At 69.3% G+C, this 19,328-nt stretch carries 19 protein-coding genes; 16 read left to right on the top strand and 3 right to left on the bottom strand.

Annotated elements, in window-relative coordinates; all coding sequences use genetic code 11:
• Window position 1 precedes the first annotated feature (1 nt).
• The gene (glgX, locus tag N2M23_RS08905) at window positions 2-2,146 is read right to left on the bottom strand and encodes a glycogen debranching protein GlgX (RefSeq protein WP_265444837.1); all 2,145 of its coding nucleotides are present in this window, start codon (window positions 2,144-2,146) and stop codon (window positions 2-4) included.
• A 47-nt stretch (window positions 2,147-2,193) separates the two neighbouring features.
• On the opposite strand from glgX, the gene N2M23_RS08900 reads away from it, so the two are divergent.
• The 5 genes from N2M23_RS08900 (at window position 2,194) to N2M23_RS08880 (ending at window position 5,821) form a co-directional block, all read left to right on the top strand.
• Window positions 2,194-2,718 (top strand): hypothetical protein, encoded by a 525-nt coding sequence (locus N2M23_RS08900; RefSeq protein WP_265444834.1) that lies wholly within the window; start codon window positions 2,194-2,196, stop codon window positions 2,716-2,718.
• The gene (locus tag N2M23_RS08895) at window positions 2,715-3,509 is read left to right on the top strand and encodes an enoyl-CoA hydratase/isomerase family protein (protein WP_265444833.1); all 795 of its coding nucleotides are present in this window, start codon (window positions 2,715-2,717) and stop codon (window positions 3,507-3,509) included. Before N2M23_RS08900 ends, N2M23_RS08895 begins: the two co-directional genes overlap by 4 nt.
• A gap of 64 nt (window positions 3,510-3,573) precedes the next feature.
• Window positions 3,574-3,939, top strand: coding sequence for a hypothetical protein (locus N2M23_RS08890; protein ID WP_265444832.1), 366 nt, complete (start codon window positions 3,574-3,576; stop codon window positions 3,937-3,939).
• A 105-nt stretch (window positions 3,940-4,044) separates the two neighbouring features.
• Window positions 4,045-4,830: an electron transfer flavoprotein subunit beta/FixA family protein gene (locus N2M23_RS08885; protein WP_265444831.1), complete on the top strand. Its 786-nt coding sequence runs from the start codon at window positions 4,045-4,047 to the stop codon at window positions 4,828-4,830.
• Between the two features lie 34 nt (window positions 4,831-4,864).
• Window positions 4,865-5,821, top strand: a complete 957-nt coding sequence (locus N2M23_RS08880) for an electron transfer flavoprotein subunit alpha/FixB family protein (protein WP_265444830.1) — start codon at window positions 4,865-4,867, stop codon at window positions 5,819-5,821.
• A gap of 57 nt (window positions 5,822-5,878) precedes the next feature.
• Here N2M23_RS08880 and N2M23_RS08875 read toward each other — a convergent pair whose 3' ends face one another.
• Window positions 5,879-6,925 (bottom strand): hypothetical protein, encoded by a 1,047-nt coding sequence (locus N2M23_RS08875; RefSeq protein WP_265444828.1) that lies wholly within the window; start codon window positions 6,923-6,925, stop codon window positions 5,879-5,881.
• Window positions 6,926-6,976: 51 nt separating this feature from the next.
• Between N2M23_RS08875 and N2M23_RS08870 the strand changes: the two genes are divergently transcribed.
• From N2M23_RS08870 to N2M23_RS08840, 7 genes are read left to right on the top strand one after another with little or no spacing between them, the layout of a single operon-like run.
• Window positions 6,977-8,176 (top strand): cysteine desulfurase family protein, encoded by a 1,200-nt coding sequence (locus tag N2M23_RS08870; RefSeq protein WP_265444826.1) that lies wholly within the window; start codon window positions 6,977-6,979, stop codon window positions 8,174-8,176.
• Entirely contained in the window at window positions 8,176-9,252 is a 1,077-nt protein-coding gene (gene mnmA / locus N2M23_RS08865; protein WP_265444824.1) for a tRNA 2-thiouridine(34) synthase MnmA, read from the top strand. Before N2M23_RS08870 ends, mnmA begins: the two co-directional genes overlap by 1 nt.
• A gap of 50 nt (window positions 9,253-9,302) precedes the next feature.
• Window positions 9,303-10,214 (top strand): septum formation family protein, encoded by a 912-nt coding sequence (locus N2M23_RS08860; RefSeq protein WP_265444823.1) that lies wholly within the window; start codon window positions 9,303-9,305, stop codon window positions 10,212-10,214.
• Window positions 10,215-10,258: 44 nt separating this feature from the next.
• Window positions 10,259-11,155 (top strand): septum formation family protein, encoded by an 897-nt coding sequence (locus N2M23_RS08855; protein ID WP_265444822.1) that lies wholly within the window; start codon window positions 10,259-10,261, stop codon window positions 11,153-11,155.
• Between the two features lie 5 nt (window positions 11,156-11,160).
• Window positions 11,161-12,153, top strand: a complete 993-nt coding sequence (locus N2M23_RS08850) for a uroporphyrinogen decarboxylase/cobalamine-independent methonine synthase family protein (protein ID WP_265444821.1) — start codon at window positions 11,161-11,163, stop codon at window positions 12,151-12,153.
• 32 nt (window positions 12,154-12,185) lie between these two features.
• Window positions 12,186-14,306 carry an NAD-dependent DNA ligase LigA gene (ligA, locus tag N2M23_RS08845; protein WP_265444820.1) on the top strand — a complete coding sequence of 707 codons (2,121 nt, stop codon included), beginning with the start codon at window positions 12,186-12,188 and terminating at the stop codon, window positions 14,304-14,306.
• Complete coding sequence (locus N2M23_RS08840; RefSeq protein ID WP_265444819.1) at window positions 14,299-14,787, top strand: mycothiol transferase; 489 nt, start codon at window positions 14,299-14,301, stop codon at window positions 14,785-14,787. The genes ligA and N2M23_RS08840 overlap by 8 nt, the downstream gene beginning before the upstream one ends.
• 123 nt (window positions 14,788-14,910) lie before the next feature.
• On the opposite strand, the gene N2M23_RS08835 is transcribed toward N2M23_RS08840, so the two are convergent.
• Window positions 14,911-15,558 (bottom strand): cytidylate kinase-like family protein, encoded by a 648-nt coding sequence (locus tag N2M23_RS08835; RefSeq protein ID WP_265444818.1) that lies wholly within the window; start codon window positions 15,556-15,558, stop codon window positions 14,911-14,913.
• Window positions 15,559-15,653: 95 nt separating this feature from the next.
• Here N2M23_RS08835 and N2M23_RS08830 point away from each other — a divergent pair, with 95 nt between their 5' ends.
• From N2M23_RS08830 to gatB, 4 genes are all read left to right on the top strand, one after another.
• Entirely contained in the window at window positions 15,654-15,899 is a 246-nt protein-coding gene (locus N2M23_RS08830) for a glutaredoxin domain-containing protein (protein ID WP_265444816.1), read from the top strand.
• An 81-nt stretch (window positions 15,900-15,980) separates the two neighbouring features.
• Window positions 15,981-16,277 carry an Asp-tRNA(Asn)/Glu-tRNA(Gln) amidotransferase subunit GatC gene (gene gatC, locus N2M23_RS08825; protein WP_265444814.1) on the top strand — a complete coding sequence of 99 codons (297 nt, stop codon included), beginning with the start codon at window positions 15,981-15,983 and terminating at the stop codon, window positions 16,275-16,277.
• Window positions 16,278-16,291: 14 nt separating this feature from the next.
• Window positions 16,292-17,812, top strand: coding sequence for an Asp-tRNA(Asn)/Glu-tRNA(Gln) amidotransferase subunit GatA (gatA, locus tag N2M23_RS08820; RefSeq protein WP_265444813.1), 1,521 nt, complete (start codon window positions 16,292-16,294; stop codon window positions 17,810-17,812).
• On the top strand, window positions 17,809-19,320 hold the full coding sequence (gene gatB / locus N2M23_RS08815; protein ID WP_265444812.1) for an Asp-tRNA(Asn)/Glu-tRNA(Gln) amidotransferase subunit GatB: 1,512 nt from the start codon (window positions 17,809-17,811) through the stop codon (window positions 19,318-19,320). Before gatA ends, gatB begins: the two co-directional genes overlap by 4 nt.
• Window positions 19,321-19,328: the final 8 nt, after the last annotated feature.

Genomic DNA, 19,328 nt, shown 5'->3' with positions numbered 1-19,328 from the left:
GTCAGCGTCCCCGCCATACGGCGAACGAGGCTGCGGTCATGGGATATTCGTCGCCGACCGCGACCTCCTTGCTCGGCACCTGGTCCGGCCGGTCGTAGCTGCTCTCCCAGACCAGGTCCCACGTCGTGACGCCGGTCTGCTCCGGCAGCCGCACCGGTCCGTCGTGCGCGGCACCGTGCAGCACCAGCAGCAGCCGGTCGTCCTGCACGTCGGTGCCGTCGAAGACGACCTGCACAGTGCGGGTCGACCCGTCGTTCCACTTGTCCGCTGTCATCACCGCGCCGTCGGCGTCGTGCCAGTGCAGCGCGGCGAGGGTGTCCCCGTCGATCGGGTCGCCCGGGAAGAACTCGCGTTGCCGCAGCACCGGGTGCGCGGCGCGCAACTCCACCAGGAACGCCGTGGTGTCCGCGAGATTGCGTTGCCAATCCTCGAGTTTCCAGTTGTACCAACTGATCTCGTTGTCCTGGCAGTAGGCATTGTTGTTGCCCTGTTGAGTGCGTCCGAACTCGTCGCCACCCAGCAGCATCGGCACGCCGGACGAGAGCAGCAGCGTCGCCAGCAGGTTGCGCATCGCCCGGCGCCGGTGCTGTTCGAGCTCGGAGTGCACGCCCTCGTGGCCCTCGACCCCGAAGTTCCACGAGTGGTTGTTGTCGTTGCCGTCCCGGTTGTCCTCGCCGTTGGCCTCGTTGTGCTTGGTGTTGAAGGCGGTCAGGTCGGCGGCGGTGAAACCGTCGTGGGTGGTGACGATGTTGATCGACGCCATCGGTGACCGCGACCCGAACAAGTCGCGGGACCCGGCGAGCCGGGTGCCGAGGTCGCTCACGCCGTGCGCCGGCTGACCGGCCAGGTCGGCCGCGACGTCGCACAGCCAGAAATCGCGCACGGTGTCCCGGAACCGGTCGTTCCAGTCGGCGAACGGCGGCGGGAACTGTCCGGTGCGCCAGCCGTGCGAGCCGACATCCCACGGCTCGGCGATCAGCTTGACCCGGGACAGCACCGGATCGGAACGCAGCGCCATCAGGAACGGGTGGTCGGGGTTGAACGCGTCGTCCGCGCCGCGCGCCAGCGCCGGCGCGAGATCGAAGCGGAAGCCGTCGACGTGCATCTCCTGCGCCCAGTAGCGCAGCGAGTCCAGCACCATCCGCAGGCCGGCCGGCTGCCGCAGGTCGACGGTGTCGCCGCAGCCGGTCACGTCGACGTCGTTGCCGCGCTCGTCCAGCCGGTAGTAGGTCGCCTCGGCCAGCCCGCGCCAGGACAACGTCGCACCACCGCCCGCGCTCTGCTCGGCGGTGTGGTTGTAGACCACGTCGAGAATCACCTCGATGCCCGCCGCATGCAGCAGCTTGACCATGCCCTTGAACTCGGCGATGACCTCCTGCGGCTTCGCCGCCGAGGCGTATGACGCGTGCGGCGCGAAGAAGCCGAGTGTGTTGTAACCCCAGTAGTTCGTCCGGCCGGTCTGCACCAGACCCGGCTCCGAGGTGAACGCGTGCACCGGCAGCAGCTCGACCGCCGTGATGCCGAGTTGCTGAAGGTGCGCGATCGTCGCCGGGTGCGCGACGCCGGCATACGTCCCGCGCAGGTGCTCGGGGACGTCCGGCAGCTCTTTGGTCAGGCCACGCACGTGCGTCTCATAGAGGACCGTGCGATCCCACGGAGTGTGTGGCGGCTTGTCGTCGCCCCAGTCGAACCCGTCGGCGACAACCACGCTGCGCGGCACGTATGGCGCACTGTCACGGTCGTCCCGGACGGCCCCGTCACCGGCCAACGAGTCGTCGACCCGATGCCCGAAAATCTCCGGACGCCAAGTGACTTCGCCGACGATGCCGCGACCGTAGGGGTCGAGTAGCAGCTTCGCGTCGTTGAACCGGTCGCCCTGCTCCGGCGCCCACGGCCCGGCTGCGCGGTATCCGTAACGCTGCCCGGCGCCGACGCCCGCGACGTGCGCCGCCCACACCCCGTGCGCGTGCGCGGTCAGCGGGAGCCGGCGTTCGGTGCCGTCCACGTCGAACAGACACAGCTGCACGGCGGTCGCGCGATCGGCATACACCGCGAACTCGACGCCGTCCTCGGTGATGGTTGCGCCCAGTGGGGGCGGTGCGTCGGGTGAGTTGCGGACACTGACGAGAGGGTCGCTGGCGGGCATGGTGGGGAGGGTACTGAGCGCCCTGCCGGTCAAGTAGCGTGGCTCACATGACTGATCCGACTTCGTTGCCCAACTTCCCGCCGCCCGCCGACGAGCACCCGCTGCGCGGCCGGGTCCTGGACGCCCTGCAGGACGAGGGCTTCCGCCCCGACATCGACTCCGACGGCGACGTCAGTTACAAGGTCGAGGGCCAGCAGCTGTTCGCCCGCTGCATGGAGGGCGAGCCGGCGATGCTGCGCATCTTCGGTCAGTGGCAGATCACCGACGACCTGCCGCAGGACGTCACCAAGCAGTTGCTCGCCGCCAACGACGTGACTCTCAGCCTCAACATCATCAAGACCGGCATCGCCAACGGCACGCTGGTCGTCACTGGAGAGCACCTCGTCGCGCAGAACGACGACGTGCGCTCGCTGGTGCAGTCGACCACTCAGATGGTGCTGCAGGCCGTGCAGCTGTGGCACCAGAGTGTGACCGGCGACGGCCCGCACGCGGCGACCTCGGCGCAGCCGCCGAACATCGGCCAGCCGGGCGCGGACGGCGAGCAGCCCCCGGCGGACGGCGAGCAGGCGTGACCGACACCGCCTTCGGCGAGTTCGTCTCGCTGAGCGTGCAGGACGGCATCGGCGTCATCCGCGTCGACCGGCCGAAGATGAACGCGCTGAACAAGGACATCCAGGAGGGGCTCGCCGCCGCCGCTGCGGCGGTGACCCAGGACGACCAGATCGCCGCCGCGATCGTGTATGGCGGGGAGAAGGTCTTCGCCGCGGGCGCCGACATCAAGGAGATGGAGCCGCTCGACCACGCCGAGATGGTCGGCCGGGCGGCCCGCCTGCAGGAGTGCTTCGCAGCGATCGCCGCGATCCCGAAGCCGACGGTCGCCGCGGTCGCCGGTTACGCGCTGGGCGGCGGCTGCGAACTGTCGATGACCTGCGACTTCCGGGTTGCCGCGAACGACGCGACGTTCGGCCAGCCGGAGATCCTGCTCGGCATCATCCCGGGCGCCGGTGGCACCCAGCGGCTGACCCGGCTGGTCGGCCCGGCGAAGGCCAAGGACCTGGTCTTCACCGGCCGTTTCGTCTCGGCGCAGGAGGCACTCGCGATCGGGCTGGTCGACGAACTCGTCGAGCCCGGCACCGTCCTGGAGTCGGCCAAGGCGAAGCTCGCGCCATACGTCGGCGGCCCGCGGCTCGCGCTGCGCGCGGCCAAGGAGGCGATCGACCGAGGTGTCGACGTCGATCTGGGCACCGGCCTGGCGATTGAGACCCAGCAGTTCGCGTCGCTGTTCGCCACCAAGGACCGCGCCGCCGGGATGAGGTCGTTCCTCGAGAACGGGCCCGGCAAGGCCAAGTTCGAGGGCCGCTGATCCGGCGCGAGGACCGCCGTTCCCGCTACTCTCGGCCCCGACAACCAGCAAACGAGGAGGCGCCATGAGCACCCAGGAACCCGTGCTGCCGGGCAGCGACGCGGCCGACCGCAGTCGCGTGATCGCGATCGTGGTGGCCCTGATCGGCCTGGTCGGCATGTTCGTGGCCCTGCTGGGCTGGACCGGGATGATGCGCGATGTCGACAAGACGATCGGCATCCCGCCGTGGGTGATCTTCGTCGTCGGCGCGGTGATCACCGTCGGTGCCGCGCTGTTCGACCTAGCGGCCGGCAGTCGCTCGGACGTGTTCGCGGTGGCTCCCGGGCAGCAGCTCACTGCGTTGCAGTTCACCCTCAACAAGCTGGCGCCGTGGATCATCGTGCTGCTGACGCTGGTCGGCATGCTGATCATCTGGCTGCGATACCGCTGACGGGGTGGCCCCCTGTCCACGCATTGTTACTGACGGGTAGCCTGACCGTCAGTACGTCCCGTAGTACCCGAATCACCCGTTCCCACCGAAAAGGACGATCGACACATGAACATTGTGGTCTGTGTCAAGTACGTGCCGGACGCCCAGGCGGACCGTACGTTCTCGCAGGACAACACGACTGACCGCACCAACGTCGACGGTTTGCTGTCCGAGCTGGACGAGTATGCCGTCGAGGAGGCGCTCAAGCTGGCCGAGGCCGGTGAGGGTGAGGTCACGGTCGTCACGGTCGGCCCGGACGGCGCCGCCGAGGCGATCAAGAAGGCCCTGCAGATGGGCGCCGACAAGGGCGTGCACGTGCTGGATGACGCGATCCACGGCTCGGACGCGCCCGCGACGTCGCTCGTGCTCGCCGAGGCGGTCAAGAAGGCCGCCGGTGGCAGCCCGGAGCTGGTGCTGATGGGTCTGGCCTCCACCGACGGCACGATGAGCGTGGTGCCGGCGATGCTCGCCGAGCGTCTCGGCCTGCCGCAGATCACCCAGCTGTCCTCGCTGGAGATCGCCGACGGCAAGGTCACCGGTCGCCGCGACAGCGATGCCGCGTCGGACACCCTGGAGGCGCCGCTGCCCGCGGTGGTCTCGGTGACCGACCAGATCAATGAGCCGCGCTACCCCTCGTTCAAGGGGATTATGGCCGCCAAGAAGAAGCCGGTGGAGACCTGGTCGCTCGCCGACCTGGGTGTCGACGCCGGTCAGGTGGGTCTGGAGAGCGCCTGGACCAAGGTCGAGTCGTTCACCGCGCGCCCGCCGCGCGAGCAGGGCGAAATCGTCACCGACGAAGGCGACGGCGGCACCAAGCTGGCCGAGTTCCTCGCCAAGGCCAAGTTGATCTGACCGCGAACGACTAGCGATACCAAGGAGATTCATCATGGCTGAAGTACTCGTTCTGGTCGACCACACCGATGGTCAGGTCAAGAAGAACACCGCCGAACTGCTCACCCTGGCCCGCCGGCTCGGCGAGCCGTCCGCCGTCTTCGTCGGTAAGGACGTTGAGGCTGCGCGCCCGCGACTGGCGCAGTTCGGCGCCGAGAAGGTCTACGTCATCGACAACCCGGACGTGACCGGTGCACTCGCCGCCCCGCTGGCCGAGGCACTCGCTGCGGTCGCCGAGCAGGCGAGCCCGGCGGCGATCCTGCTGCCGACCAGCGGCGTCAACAAGGAGGCCGCGGCCCGCCTGGCGGTCAAGACCGGCTCCGGTCTGATCACCGACGCGACCAACGTCGAGGCCGGTGACAGCGGGGTCAAGACGACTCAGTCGGCGTTCGCGTCCAACTTCACCGTCACCTCGACGGTCACCACGCCGACGGCGATCGTGACGGTCAAGGCCAACGCCACCGCTCCGCAGGCCGCGCAGGCCGGTGCCACCGCCGTACCGGTCGAGGTGACCGTTTCGGACGCCGGCAAGGCGACCCAGGTGACCGCATCGGAGCCCAAGCAGAAGTCGGGTCGTCCGGAGCTGACCGAGGCCCAGATCGTGGTCTCCGGCGGTCGCGGCACGGGCGGTGACTTCTCGCCGGTGGAGGCGTTCGCCGACACTCTCGGCGCTGCCGTGGGTGCCTCGCGCGCCGCGGTCGACGCGGGCTGGTACCCGCACTCCAACCAGGTCGGTCAGACCGGCAAGCAGGTCAGCCCGCAGCTGTATGTCGCGGCGGGCATCTCCGGCGCGATCCAGCACCGGGCCGGCATGCAGACGTCCAAGACGATCGTCGCGATCAACAAGGACGAGGAGGCGCCGATCTTCGAGCTGGTCGACTTCGGGGTCGTGGGCGACCTGTTCACCGTGCTCCCGCAGGCCAACGACGCGGTCAAGGCTGCCAAGAGCTGACCGTCATACCAACGCAGCGCGGCCCGGCACCCGATCAGGTGCCGGGCCGCGCTGCGTTCAGGGCAGGGGAGCCAGCGTGTCGGTGCCGTGCCAGGCCGCGACCACCTTGGAGCCGCCCGGCTTGTCCAGCTGCAACAGCGAAAGTCCTTTGATCGTGCGGCCTTTCGGCACCCAGAAGACGATGGTGTAGTTGCCCGACTTGCCCGGCTGCACCAGAGCGCTGGTGAGGTTCTCGCCCTGACTGCCGAGTTTGGAGCTGCGGCAGGTGTGGTGCCGGTCATCGACCAGCACGAAGGCCGCGCGATCGACGTATGCCGGTGCGCCCTTGGCGCTCACCTGCAGTGTGACGTCGATCGCGTCGACGTCGTTGGGCTGCGTCGTGCCCGGTTTGAACGCCCGCCGCGTCGGGTTCTGCGCCCGGATCGTCGCCGAGACGGTGCTGTCACCCACCGTCACCTGCGAGCCGTATGACGCAGCACCCTTGTCGCTCAGCTTCGATGTCGGCCCGTCACAACCCGCGGAGGCTGCGCTCGACGACGGGGCACTGGCGTCCGCGCGCCACTCGGCCGCCGCACTGCTCGCTCCCGGCGCGGCCAAATAACGCACCCGGAACGAGTCGGGGCCGAGCTGCTGCGGAACGAGGAACGCCACGGCGCCGGTGCCCTGGCTCTGCTCGTCGACGGTCAGTGCCGCGAACCCGTCGGACAGCGGGTTCACCGACGGGGTGGCGCACGTCTTGCCGTCGGCGCTCACCAGGACGAACTGGCCGCTGTTCACCGCGAACGTGCCGTTGGTGCGCACACTCGCCGTCACCGGCACCTGGATCACCTTCATGCCGTCCTTGCCGGCCGCCGCCGATGCGGTCGGCGTGCCGACCTGCACCTGGAGCGCGCCGCCGTTGCCGGTGGTCGCGGCGGCGCCATACGGCAGTGCAGTGCCGGAGAAGGTGGGCGCCGCCTTGCCGGTGCAGCCGGAGGGCAGCGGCGAGGTCGAGGTGTTGCCGGCGGTCGGTGCCGCCTCGTCCTGGCCGGAGGAGGTGCAGGCGGTGAGTGCGAGCGACGTGACGCAGAGTGCGGCGGTGGCGAGACGGCGAGTGGGGCTCACGCGCCATAGTGTGGCAAAGAGTGCGATGAGTCACGCGCGTAGGCTTGCTGGGTGAGTTTTCCCGTCTACCTGGACCACGCGGCAACCACGCCGGCCCGCCCCGAGGTCATCGACGCGATCGCGCAGCAGCTGGCGACGGTCGGCAATGCTTCGTCCCTGCACACGGCCGGCCGGGCCGCTCGCCGGGTGGTCGAGGAGTCCCGTGAGCAAGTGGCCGCCGCGCTCGGCGCCGGGCCATCCGAGGTCATCTTCACCTCCGGCGGGACCGAGTCGGACAACTTGGCGATCAAGGGCACCTTCTGGCGCCGGCGTGGCGACGACCCGCGGCGCGACCGTCTGATCGTCGGCAGCACCGAGCACCACGCGGTGATCGACTCGGTGGAGTTCCTCGTCGCCGAGCACGGCGCCCGCGTCGACTGGATCGAGGTCGACTCCGAGGGCCGCGCGGACCCGGAGCGGGTGCGCGCGCTCATCGAGCGCGACCCGGGCTCGGTGGCCCTGGTGTCGCTGATGTGGGCCAACAACGAGGTGGGCACGGTGCAGCCGGTCGCCGAGATTGCGGCGGTGGCACACGAGTTCGGCATTCCGTTCCACACCGACGCGGTGCAGGCGGTCGGGCAGCTCCCGGTCGATTTCGCTGCCTCCGGCGCCGACCTGCTGAGCGCCAGCGCACACAAGTTCGGCGGCCCGCAGGGCGTCGGTCTGCTGCTCGCGCGCCGGGATGCCCAGGTCGTGCCGCTCACCCACGGCGGAGGTCAGGAGCGCGAGTTCCGCAGCGGCACCCTCGACGTCCCCGGCATTCGCGGCCTGGCCGTGGCCATCCAGCTCGCGACGGCGTCGCTGCAGGACGAGCAGGACCGGTTGGTCGCATTGCGCGACAAGCTCATCGGGGGTGCGCTCGACGCGGGTCTCGACATACAGGTGACGGGGGCGCATGAGGTGGGTGACGTCACCCGGCGGCTGCCCGGCAATGCGCACCTGCGGGTGCCTGGCTGCGACGGTGACTCACTGCTCTATCTGCTCGACGCCGCCGGTATCGAGTGCTCGACGGGATCGGCGTGTCAGGCCGGGGTGCCGCAACCGTCCCATGTGCTGTTGGCGATGGGCATTGCCGAGGACGACGCCCGTGGTGCGCTGCGGCTGACCCTCGGGCACTCCTCGAGTGACGCCGACGTCGCCGCGTTCCTGGATGCACTGCCCGCCGCCGTCGAGCGCGCCCGCCGGGCGCGCGCCGCGAGCCGGGGTGCCTGATGCGCGTCGTTGCTGCCATGAGCGGAGGCGTCGACTCTGCCGTCGCCGCAGCCCGCATGGTCGAGGCCGGTCACGAAGTGGTCGGCGTCCACCTGGCGCTCTCCCAGTCCGCGGCGACCCTGCGGGAGTCGGCGCGCGGCTGCTGCACGATCGAGGACGCCGGGGACGCCCGCCGGGTGGCTGACCGGATCGGCATACCGTTCTACGTCTGGGACATGGCCGCGCGCTTCAAGCAGGACGTCGTCGACGATTTCGTCGCCGAATACACCGCGGGGCGCACCCCCAACCCGTGCCTGCGCTGCAACGAGCGCATCAAGTTCGCGGCCCTGTTGGACAAGGCGCTCGCGCTCGGTTTCGACGCGGTCGCCACCGGCCACTACGCCCAGATCGTCGACGGGCCCGGCGGCCGGGAGCTGCACCGCGCGGTCGACCCGGCCAAGGACCAGTCCTACGTGCTCGGGGTGCTGGACGCCGACCAGCTGGCCCGGTCGTTCTTCCCGCTCGGCGACACCACCAAGCCGCAGATCCGGGCCGAGGCCGCCGAGCGCGGCTTCTCGGTGGCCAAGAAGCCGGACAGCCACGACATCTGTTTCATCGCCGACGGCGACACCAAGGGCTGGCTGACCCGGCGCCTCGGCGAACAGCCCGGCGACATCGTCGACACCGACGGCGAGGTCGTCGGGCAGCACGAGGGTGCCTTCGCCTACACGGTCGGCCAGCGGCGCGGGCTCGGGCTGAAGGTGCCGCGCACCGACGGTGCGAAGCGTTACGTGGTGGACGTCGAGCCGCGCACCAACACGGTCGTGGTCGGCACGCAGGACCTGCTCGGGGTCGACCTGATCCACGGCGATCACGCCCGGTGGTGCGGTGCGGCACCGGTGGGGGAGCGCCGGGTCGGAGCTCAGTTGCGGGCACACGGCGAGGAAATCCCTGCCGTCGCAACGGCTTCCGGCGACAGCATCGAGGTGCGGTTGGACCGCCGAGCGCGCGGGGTCGCCCCCGGGCAGTCCGTCGTCCTGTATGACGGCACTCGTGTGGTCGGCTCTGCAACCATCAGCCGGGCTGGGCGCGTCTGAGGGTTGCGCCGCGGGATATCGTTGCGGCGCAACCAGAGGGAGACAAGCACATGCAGCCTGCACGAAAGTCCGCACGACGACTCATGGCCACCGGGGCAGCGGGAGCCGCGTGCCTCGCCCTTGCCGCCTGCGGCAGCGACGGGGGAACGGTGTCCGTCACGGCACCGTCGACCACGTCGAGCGCGCCGACCGCGCCGAGTTCGTCGCCGAACACCTCGACCGCCCCGAGTGAGCCGGCCACCTCGGCCGCGGCCGACTTCGCACCCGGTCAGTGCTACGACGACACCGTCAACTGGCAACTCACCCCGTGCGACCAGGAGCACAAGATGGAGATCACCAAGGTGGTCCCCACGTCGCAGTACAACGACGATGTCAAGAAGCGCTCGGTGCTGCGGACCTGGACGTGCAACGACGTCCTCGGCGACTACGTCGGCAATCAGGCCGGCTACTTCTCCCGGGTGCTGGCACAGCCGGTGCCGACCTCGGCCGACCCGAAGAACACCAGCCGCATCGTGTGCGCGACGGCGGTGACCAAGGACGACGACTCCGGCTACGAGAAGATCACCTACCCGATCAAGAACCTGCTGAAGGACAAGGGGTACGTCGACTACCGGGTCTGCACCCCCGATCGCCCCAGCCAGTCCGACTCGCCGACGATCGTGCCGTGCAGTCAGCCGCACGCCGCCGAGACGATCGGCGGCTACGTGATCGGGAAGGCCAACACGCCATACCCCGGTGAGGCGGCGACCGACAAGATCGCCTACGACAAGTGCAAGACCCTGGCCAAGACCTACCTCGGCGGCGTCGAGCGCAAGGACGTCGTTGCCGCGTCCAACCACTCCGGCCCCGGGCCGTGGGGCCGGGGTACGACGCTCACCGCCTGTTTCGTGGAGGCGACCAATGGCAAGTTCGTCAAGCCGCTGAAGGACATGAAGAATCAGCCGTTGTCGAAGTATCAGTGATCTGAGGGGGTTTCGTGAAGCTAGGGGAGCTTTCGCGAGGTGTGATGGCGGGGGCGGCAGTGGTCGCGCTGGTGACCGCTTGCGGGTCCGGCACGGCGTCGGTGGTGGTGGCGCCGCCGTCATCGTCAGCGCCGTCGTCATCGCCGGCATCGACGCCGTCGTCGAGTGGCGCCACGACGACGCCGACCCCGGAATCGACCGTGCGCGGACCCGGTCTCATGCGCGGGCTGAAGGTCGGCCAGTGTCTCGACGACGACCAGGTCGGCGGGTTCCAGGCGAGCGACTGCACGATGGGCCACACCTACGAGGTGGCGGCCATCGTGCCGAATGCCAAGCAGCCGTCGGACCTCAAGGAACGCAACCGGGTGCGCAACACCACCTGCATCACGCAGGTGGAGAAGTACATCGGCGGCCAGACCGAGGTGACCAGTCGGCGGTCGATCGCGGCATCGGTCTCCTCCGACCCGGAGGCCGACCAACGCATCGTCTGCCTGACCTTCCCGATGAACGCCGCGGGTGACAGCGCCGGGATGACCGCCAAGGTGGCCAAGGACGTGCTGCGGGACCCGAAACGGCTGCTGCGCGGGCGCGTCTGCCTGGACAAGCGGACCTTCGACAAGGGACAGACCGGCGAGACGGTGCCCACCTGCGAGGACCCGCACAGGGCGGAGGCGATCGCCAAGGTGCCGCTCGGCAAGCCGGGCGACCGCTACCCGGGCATCAAGGAGTTGGAGAAGCGCGCGAGGCCGTTGTGCACCACGGCGATGAAGTCCTACCTGGGTGGGGTGACCCGCAAGGACATCGAAGGCGGATTCAGCACCCGCACGCAGGCGCAGTGGGACCTTGGTTACGTGACCGCCATTTGCTTCGTCAACACCGCCGAGCCGGTGCGCGGTTCGCTCGAGGGCATCGGTAACAAGCCGCTGGCCGACTATCGTTGACCGGCGTGACTGACGCCAGCGCCATCGGTTCGCTGCCCGGTGAGGACATCGCCCGTGCCATGCGCACCGTGCGGGAGTTGTATGACGACAAGGGGATTCCCTACCTGCCGGAGCTGCCGGGCCGAGGACCCGGCGCCGATCTGATCGGTCGCACGGCGGCGCTCCTGGTCGAGCTGCCGGTCGATCTGCAGCCCTCGGGGTGGCGGCTGACCGACGCGCCCGGGCGGGACGTCGTGCGAGCAGGTGGTTTCCTGCGCCAGGACCTCGACGAGTTGGCCGAGGTGTATGACGGCTACTCCGGTCCACTCAAGCTGCAGGTGTGCGGCCCGTGGACCCTCGCGGCGACGGTGTCACTGCCGCGCGGCGAACGCGCGGTGACCGACCCGGGAGCGACCCGTGACCTGATCCAGTCGCTCGCCGCCGGCGTTCGGGATCACGTCAGCGCCGTGCAGCGGCTGGTGCCGGGCGCCGACCTCATCGTGCAGTGGGACGAGCCGTCGCTGCCCGCGGTGCTGGCCGGTCGGTTGCCGACGGCGTCCGGCTTCGGGCGGGTGCGCGCGGTCGAGCCGATCGCCGTGCGCGACGGGCTTGCCGTTGTCACCGAAAGCATTGCGGGACAGGTTAATTCGCAGGTGCTGCACTGCTGCGCACCGGACGTCCCGGTGCCGCTGGTGCGGCAGTTGGACGGCCTGGAGCTAGCGATCGACGTCGCATTGCTGAAGGCCCCGCAGTGGGACGGTGTCGCGGAGCTGGTCGAGTCCGGTCGTCGCCTCTGGGCCGGCATCGTGCCGACCGATTCGGTCGCGCGGCACCCGGGCGAGCACGTCGACCCCTTCGTCGATCGGTGGCGCCGGGTCGGCTTGGAGACGCGGCTGCTGGACGCAGTGGTCGTGACGCCGGCGTGCGGTCTTGCGGGGGCGGCACCGGCCGCAGCTCTCGCCATACAACGGTTGAGTGTGGAGGCGGCCGACCTGCTGACCGAGGCGGCGCAGCACTGAGGTGTCGGTGATTTACGGAATGATGACGCAACGTGAGTGAGATCGAGATCCCGGCCGACGCCCGCCACGAGTGGACCGAGCTTGCCGAGGAGGTGCGCGGCCACCAGTTCGCCTACCACGTCAAGGATTCCCCGACGATCAGCGACGGCCAGTACGACGCGCTGAACCGCAGGCTGAACGAGCTGGAGGAGCAGCACCCAGGGCTGCGCACCCCCGACAGTCCGACGCAGCAGGTCGGCGGGGCGGTCTTCAACACCGACTTCGCTGCGGTCACCCACGCCGAGCGGATGCTCAGCCTGGACAACGTGTTCAGTGCCGAGGAGCTGGCCGCGTGGATCACCCGGGTGCAACGCGACATCGGCGACGCGCGGGTGCACTTCCTGTGTGAGCTGAAAATCGACGGGCTGGCGATCAACCTCACCTACGAGAACGGCCGGCTGGTGCGCGCGGCGACCCGTGGCGACGGCACCACCGGCGAGGACGTGACCTCGAATGTCCGCACCATCGAAGGGATTCCGCACAAGCTGAGCGGCGACAACGTGCCCGAGCTGGTTGAGGTGCGTGGCGAGGTCTTCATGGGGATGGCGGACTTCGAGAAGCTCAACGCCTCGCTCGTGGCGGCCGGTAAGCCACCCTTTGCCAATCCGCGCAACACCGCCGCCGGCTCGCTGCGGCAGAAGGACCCGCGAGTGACCGCGAGCCGGGCGTTGAGGATGCTGGTGCACGGCATCGGCGCGCGCCGCGGCTTCGACATCCAGCGGCAGTCGCAGGCCTACGACCTGCTGCGCGACTGGGGTCTGCCGGTCTCGACCCACTCCAAGGTCGTCGACACCGGCGCCAAGGTGGCCAAATACGTCGAATGGGCTGGCAACAATCGGCATTCGGTGGAGCACGAGCTCGACGGAGTAGTCGTCAAGGTCGACGAGATCGCCACCCAGCGCGCGCTCGGGTCGACCTCGCGGGCGCCGCGGTGGGCGATCGCCTACAAGTATCCGCCGGAGGAGGTCAACACCAAGCTGCTCGACATCGAGGTCAACGTCGGTCGCACCGGCCGGGTGACACCGTTCGGGGTGATGGAGCCGGTGGTCGTGGCGGGCTCGACGGTGGCCAACGCGACCCTGCACAACGCCTCCGAGGTGCAGCGCAAGGGCGTGCTGATCGGCGACACGGTCGTGCTGCGGAAGGCCGGTGACGTCATACCCGAGATCGTGGGGCCGGTGGTCGACCTGCGCGACGGCACCGAGCGGGAGTTCGTGATGCCGACGCACTGCCCCGCGTGCGGCACCGAGCTGGCCTACGAGAAGGACGGCGACAAGGACATCCGCTGCCCCAACTCACGCACCTGCCCGTCGCAGCTGCGGGAGCGCCTGTTCAGCCTTGCCGGCCGGGGCGCCTTCGACATCGAGGCGCTCGGCTGGGAGGGTGCTGTCAGCCTGCTCGACTCGGGTGTGCTGACCGACGAGTCGACGCTGTTCGGGCTGACCCGTGAGCAACTCTCGCGGGTGCCGGTCTACACGAGGGCGGCCAAGAAGACCGACGACCCCGAGCACGTCGTCGACGGAAAAGTGTTGTCCGCCAACGGAGTCAAGCTGCTGGACAATCTGCAGCAGGCGAAGTCGCAGCCGCTGTGGCGGGTGATCGTGGGGCTGTCGATCCGGCATGTCGGGCCGACGGCGGCGCGTGCGCTCGCCGCCGAGTTCGGCTCGATCGAGGCTCTGCGTGCGGCGAGTCTTGAGGAGCTGGCGGCCGCCGACGGAGTCGGGGGAGTGATCGCCCAGGCGGTGACCGAGTGGTTTGCTGTCGACTGGCACGAGCAGATCGTCCAGCGTTGGGCGGCCGACGGGGTGCGGATGGCCGACGAGCGCGACGAGTCGATCGAGCAGACGCTCATCGGGCTCACGGTCGTGGTGACCGGGTCGCTCGAGGCGTTCAGTCGCGACTCGGCCAAGGAGGCGATCCTGGCCCGTGGTGGCAAGGCCGCCGGGTCGGTGTCGAAGAAGACGTCGTATGTCGTGCTCGGAGCCAATGCCGGCTCCAAGGCCGACAAGGCCGCCGAGTTGGGCGTGCCGACGCTCGATGAGGCCGGATTCGTCGAGTTGCTGGAGCAGGGCCCACCCGGAACACCCGGTGACGAGGAGTCAGCCGATGACTGACGCCGTCCCGGTGCACGCCGTGCAGGTGCACATCGACCGGGCGCTCGACGGCATGTGCGCCACCGTCCGCGCATTGGGTGACGACCTGGCCAACGCCGGCACCGGGCTGCCCGGAGGCAACACGGCATACCAGTTGTTGCGGCATTGCGCGGGGGTGCTGGAGTTCTGGGGCGGCCGGGTGCTCGCCGACCGGCCGATCGAGCGCGACCGCGATGCGGAGTTCGTGGCGTCTGGCCCGGTGCACGAGCTGCTGGAGCTGGTGGCGGCGCAACGCGCCCGATTTGCTTGCGATCTCGACGGATTCGACGGTGTGGCACCGCCGCGTGGCCCGCTGCGCGAGCGCGACCTGGACCGTGACGAGGTGCGCACCCAGGGCGGGGTGCTCATGCACATCTACGAGGAACTGGCCCAGCACCGCGGCCACCTCGAGCTCACCGCCGACATCGTCCGCGCGGCCGCCGCATCTCATAAGCAAGCGTGACGTCGGGCGCACTATCGCTTACGGGATGCGCGCAGTCCGGGAGACGCGGCTCTCAGGAGACGCGCTCCCCATCGCGGGGCCGTAAGCATCCGTGACGTCAGCGGCACTTTCGCTTACGAGACGTCAGCCGGCTGCGACGCGCTCGCCCTTCTTGGCCAGGAACGCCTGGTAAGCGTCGACGATCATCTCGATGCACTGACCCTGTTCGAGCAGCGGCGTGTTGAACTGCAGGTGGTAGAGCGACGGGTCGTTGATGTCGCGACCGTAGAGGTGGTGCACGTACTTCGCCCGGGCGGCGTCGGTCCGCTCCATGTGCCCGCGCGCCTCGTCCTCGCTCACCCCGCTGAACCGCATGGCCGCGTCCAGTCGCTGCTCCGGTGTGCCGTAGAAGCGGATGTGCAGGACGTCGTCACGGTCCTGGAAGGCGGCCGCGCCGCCGCGACCGAGGATCACCGCGCCCTTGTCGAGGGCGTCGCTCATGATCTTGTTGGCGTCCGTGCGGAACTCGGTCGCGCCGGCCTGATCGCTGCGCGCGATCTCGGCGTCGCCGGCAACGGTGTCGGCAAGCGGGGCGAGCGCACAGAAGAACCGGTCGGCAAAGCTCTGCTTGCGCTCGCCGTGCTGCGCCTCGTCGAGCGAGACCTGGAGGTCGTCCGCGACGCGGGCGCTGATCGCCCGGTCGAGCATGGCGACGCCGAGGCGCTCGGCAACCTTGGGTGCAACGACACTGCCGCCCGCGCCATACGCGGAAGAGATGGTGATGCCTGGCATGACGTCCTCCTTGGTGAACCACTTGAGAAGTTAGCTCTGCTATTCATTTCTATCACCGCGGAATGCCGCGTCATACACCGGCGTTGGTCGCTGGTGTGAATGCCGACGTGACGATCTACTGGCGACCTGGTTGTCCCTTCTGTACCAGACTCGAAGCCATCATCGGGGCCGATCGGAGCAAGGCGCAATGGCGCAACATCTGGCAGGACGCCGATGCTGCGGAGTTCGTCCGTAGCGTGAACGACGGCAACGAAGTGGTGCCGACGGTGGTCATCGACGGCATCCCGATGACCAACCCCGACCCGGCCGTGGTCAAAGAGGCTCTGGCTGCGAAGGGCTGATTCGTCCCTCATCGCCCCTTCGCGCCCCTCATGTCTATGGCCGTCCTTCGGCCGGTCTGGACCGCGAATAGACTGCGCGGCATGTCTGCGCTGTCCCGCGACGAGGTCGCCCACGTCGCCATGCTCGCCCGCATCCAGCTGTCCGACGACGAACTCGACCGGCTCGCCGGCCAGCTCGATCAGATCGTCGGCTTCGTCGCCACCGTCGGGGAGATCGCGGCCGACGACATCCCGCCGATGTCGCACCCGCTGCCGCTGGAGAACGTCACCCGCACCGACGAGGTGCGCCCCAGCCTGACCCCGCAGCAGGCGCTTGCTGCTGCTCCCCGCGCCGAGGCAGACCGCTTCGCGGTGCCGCGCATCCTGGACGAAGAGTGAGGCTGAACCACCCGATGACTGACTACACCCGTATGACGGCGGCCGACATCGCCGCCGCGCTCGCCGCCGGTGAGACCACCTCCGTCGAGGTCACCCAGGCTCACCTGGACCGCATCGCCGAGGTCGACGGCGACGTCCACGCCTTCCTCCAGGTCGACGCCGAGGGCGCGCTCGCCACCGCGAGGGCCGTCGACGAGGCGCGGGCCGCCGGCAAGGAGCTGGGCCCGCTCGCCGGCGTGCCGGTCGCGGTCAAGGACGTGCTCGCCACCGAGGGCCTCACCACCACGGCCGGCAGCAAGATCCTCGAGGGCTGGGTGCCGCCGTACGACGCGACGGTGGTCGCCAAACTGCGCGCGGCCGGTATGCCGATCCTGGGTAAGACCAACATGGACGAGTTCGCCATGGGCAGCTCGACCGAGCACTCGGCATACGGCCCCACGCACAACCCGTGGGACCTCGACCGCATCCCCGGTGGCTCGGGCGGTGGCTCCTCGGCCGCGGTTGCCGCGTTCGAGGCGCCGCTCGCGATCGGCACCGACACCGGTGGCTCGATCCGCCAGCCCGCTGCCGTGACCGGCACGGTCGGCACCAAGCCGACGTATGGCGGGGTGTCCCGATACGGCCTGATCGCGCTGGCGAGTTCGCTCGACCAGGCCGGGCCGTGCACCCGCTCGGTGCTCGATGCCGCGCTGCTGCACGAGGTCATCGGCGGGCACGATGTGATGGACTCGACGTCGATCGACGCACCGGTGCCGCCGGTCGTCGAGGCCGCACGCAAGGCCGACGTCAAGGGTCTGAAAATCGGTGTCATCAAAGAGATTTCGGGTGAGGGCTTCCAGCCCGGCGTTAAGCAGCTCTTCGACGAGTCGGTGCAGTTGCTGGTCGACCGCGGCGCCGAGGTCGTCGAGGTCAGCTGCCCCAGCTTCGAGAAGGGGCTGGCCGCCTACTACCTGATCCTGCCGAGCGAGGCGAGCTCCAACCTGGCCAAGTTCGACGGCATGCGTTACGGCCTGCGCGTCGGCCCGGAGGGTGTCGCCAGTCCGAGCGCCGAGCAGGTGATGGCCGCTACTCGCGACGCCGGCTTCGGCGACGAGGTCAAGCGTCGCATCATCCTCGGCACCTACGCCCTCTCGGCCGGCTATTACGACGCCTACTACGGGCAGGCGCAGAAGGTCCGCACGCTGATCGCGCGCGACTTCGCCGCGGCATACGAGAAGGTCGACGTGCTGGTCACCCCGACCGCGCCGACGACGGCGTTCAAGCTGGGCGAGAAGCTGGACGACCCGATGGCCATGTACCTCAACGATGTTGCGACGATCCCGGCCAACCTGGCGGGTGTGCCCGGCATGTCGATCCCCAACGGCCTGGCGGCCGAGGACGGTCTGCCGAGCGGCTTCCAGATCCTCGCGCCGGCGACCAAGGACGAGCGGCTCTACCAGGTGGGTGCCGCCCTGGAGGCCGCGTTGCAGGAGAAGTGGGGCGGGCCGATTCTCGCGCAAGCTCCGGAGCTGGCCGGAAAGGCGGACGCACGATGACCGACGCAGTCGTCGACTACGACGAGGCGCTGCAGACCTACGACCCCGTCATGGGTCTCGAGGTGCACGTCGAGCTCAACACCAAGACCAAGATGTTCTGTGGCTGCTCAACGGTTTTCGGCGCCGAGCCGAACAGCCAGGTGTGCCCGGTCTGCCTCGGGCTGCCCGGTGCGCTGCCGGTGGTCAACGCCTCGGCCGTCGAGTCGGCCATCCGCCTCGGCCTGGCTTTGCACGGCAGCATCGCCGACTGGAGCCGCTTCGCCCGGAAGAACTACTTCTATCCGGACATGCCGAAGAACTTCCAGACCAGCCAGTATGACGAGCCGATCGTCTACAACGGCTACCTCGACGTGGAGGTGCCGACCGAATCCGGTGACGGCACAGAGGTTTTCCGGGTCGAGATCGAGCGTGCCCACATGGAGGAGGACACCGGCAAGTCGCTGCACGTGGGTGGCGCGACCGGTCGCATCCAGGGCGCGGAGTATTCGCTGGTCGACTACAACCGGGCCGGCATCCCGCTGATCGAGATCGTCACCAAGCCGATCGTCGGCGCAGGCACCCGCGCTCCGCAGATCGCCCGTGCCTACGTCGCGGCACTGCGAGATCTGTTGAAGGCCCTCGACATCAGCGATGTGAAGATGGAGCAGGGCTCGGTGCGCTGCGACGCCAACGTGTCGCTGCGCCCGGTCGGCACCGAGAAGTTCGGTACCCGCACTGAGACCAAGAACGTCAACTCGCTGCGGTCGATCGAGCGCGCGGTCCGCTACGAGATCAGCCGCCAGGCGGCGGTGCTCGACGCCGGCGGCACGATCACCCAGGAGACGCGGCACTGGCACGAGGACACCGGCATCACGACCGCCGGGCGCCCCAAGTCGGACGCCGACGACTACCGCTACTTCCCGGAGCCGGACCTGGTGCCGGTCGCACCGGCCGCCGAGCTGGTCGAGAAGCTGGGTGGCACGTTGCCCGAACCGCCGGCGCAGCGTCGTAAGCGTCTCCAATCCGACTGGGGTTACAGCGATCTGGAGATGCGCGACGTCATCAACGCCGGCGCTGTCGACCTGATCGAGCAGACCGTTGCCGAGGGTGCGAGCCCGGCCGGTGCCCGCAAATGGTGGACCGGTGAGCTCGCGCGTCGCGCCAACGTCGAGGGCAGGACCGTCGAGGACTTCGGCGTCACCCCGGCACACGTCGCTGAGCTGGACGGCCTGGTCAAGGGCGGCCGGCTGAACGACTCGATGGCCCGTCAGGTGCTCGAGGGCGTGATGGCCGGTGAGGGTGCGCCGACCGCGGTCGCTGACGCCCGCGGCCTGGAGCTCGTGCAGGACGACGGAGCGCTGGAGGCGGCGGTCGACAAGGTGATTGCCGCCAATCCCGATGTCGCGGACAAGGTGCGCGGCGGCAAGCTCAACGCGGCGGGCGCGCTCATCGGCCAGGTGATGAAGGAGCTCAAGGGGCAGGCCGACGCGGCCAAGGCGCGCGAGCTGATCCTCGCCAAGCTCACCTGACGCTGCCC

It is taken from the genome of Flexivirga meconopsidis, from assembly GCF_026162425.1.
Lineage (GTDB): Bacteria > Actinomycetota > Actinomycetes > Actinomycetales > Dermatophilaceae > Flexivirga > Flexivirga meconopsidis.
Note: the sequence above shows the minus strand (reverse complement) of the source record. Positions and strands in the feature narration are given on the sequence as shown.

What these genes read in the sequence shown, in the direction of transcription:
- mnmA (WP_265444824.1), top strand. Translation starts at nt 8,176, where the DNA reads ATGCGCGTCGTTGCTGCCATGAGCGGAGGCGTCGACTCTGCCGTCGCC.
- N2M23_RS08885 (WP_265444831.1), top strand. Translation starts at nt 4,045, where the DNA reads ATGAACATTGTGGTCTGTGTCAAGTACGTGCCGGACGCCCAGGCGGAC.
- gatC (WP_265444814.1), top strand. Translation starts at nt 15,981, where the DNA reads ATGTCTGCGCTGTCCCGCGACGAGGTCGCCCACGTCGCCATGCTCGCC.
- N2M23_RS08860 (WP_265444823.1), top strand. Translation starts at nt 9,303, where the DNA reads ATGCAGCCTGCACGAAAGTCCGCACGACGACTCATGGCCACCGGGGCA.
- gatA (WP_265444813.1), top strand. Translation starts at nt 16,292, where the DNA reads ATGACTGACTACACCCGTATGACGGCGGCCGACATCGCCGCCGCGCTC.
- N2M23_RS08840 (WP_265444819.1), top strand. Translation starts at nt 14,299, where the DNA reads ATGACTGACGCCGTCCCGGTGCACGCCGTGCAGGTGCACATCGACCGG.
- N2M23_RS08855 (WP_265444822.1), top strand. Translation starts at nt 10,259, where the DNA reads ATGGCGGGGGCGGCAGTGGTCGCGCTGGTGACCGCTTGCGGGTCCGGC.
- glgX (WP_265444837.1), bottom strand. Translation starts at nt 2,146, where the DNA reads ATGCCCGCCAGCGACCCTCTCGTCAGTGTCCGCAACTCACCCGACGCA.
- N2M23_RS08835 (WP_265444818.1), bottom strand. Translation starts at nt 15,558, where the DNA reads ATGCCAGGCATCACCATCTCTTCCGCGTATGGCGCGGGCGGCAGTGTC.
- N2M23_RS08900 (WP_265444834.1), top strand. Translation starts at nt 2,194, where the DNA reads ATGACTGATCCGACTTCGTTGCCCAACTTCCCGCCGCCCGCCGACGAG.
- gatB (WP_265444812.1), top strand. Translation starts at nt 17,809, where the DNA reads ATGACCGACGCAGTCGTCGACTACGACGAGGCGCTGCAGACCTACGAC.
- N2M23_RS08890 (WP_265444832.1), top strand. Translation starts at nt 3,574, where the DNA reads ATGAGCACCCAGGAACCCGTGCTGCCGGGCAGCGACGCGGCCGACCGC.
- N2M23_RS08880 (WP_265444830.1), top strand. Translation starts at nt 4,865, where the DNA reads ATGGCTGAAGTACTCGTTCTGGTCGACCACACCGATGGTCAGGTCAAG.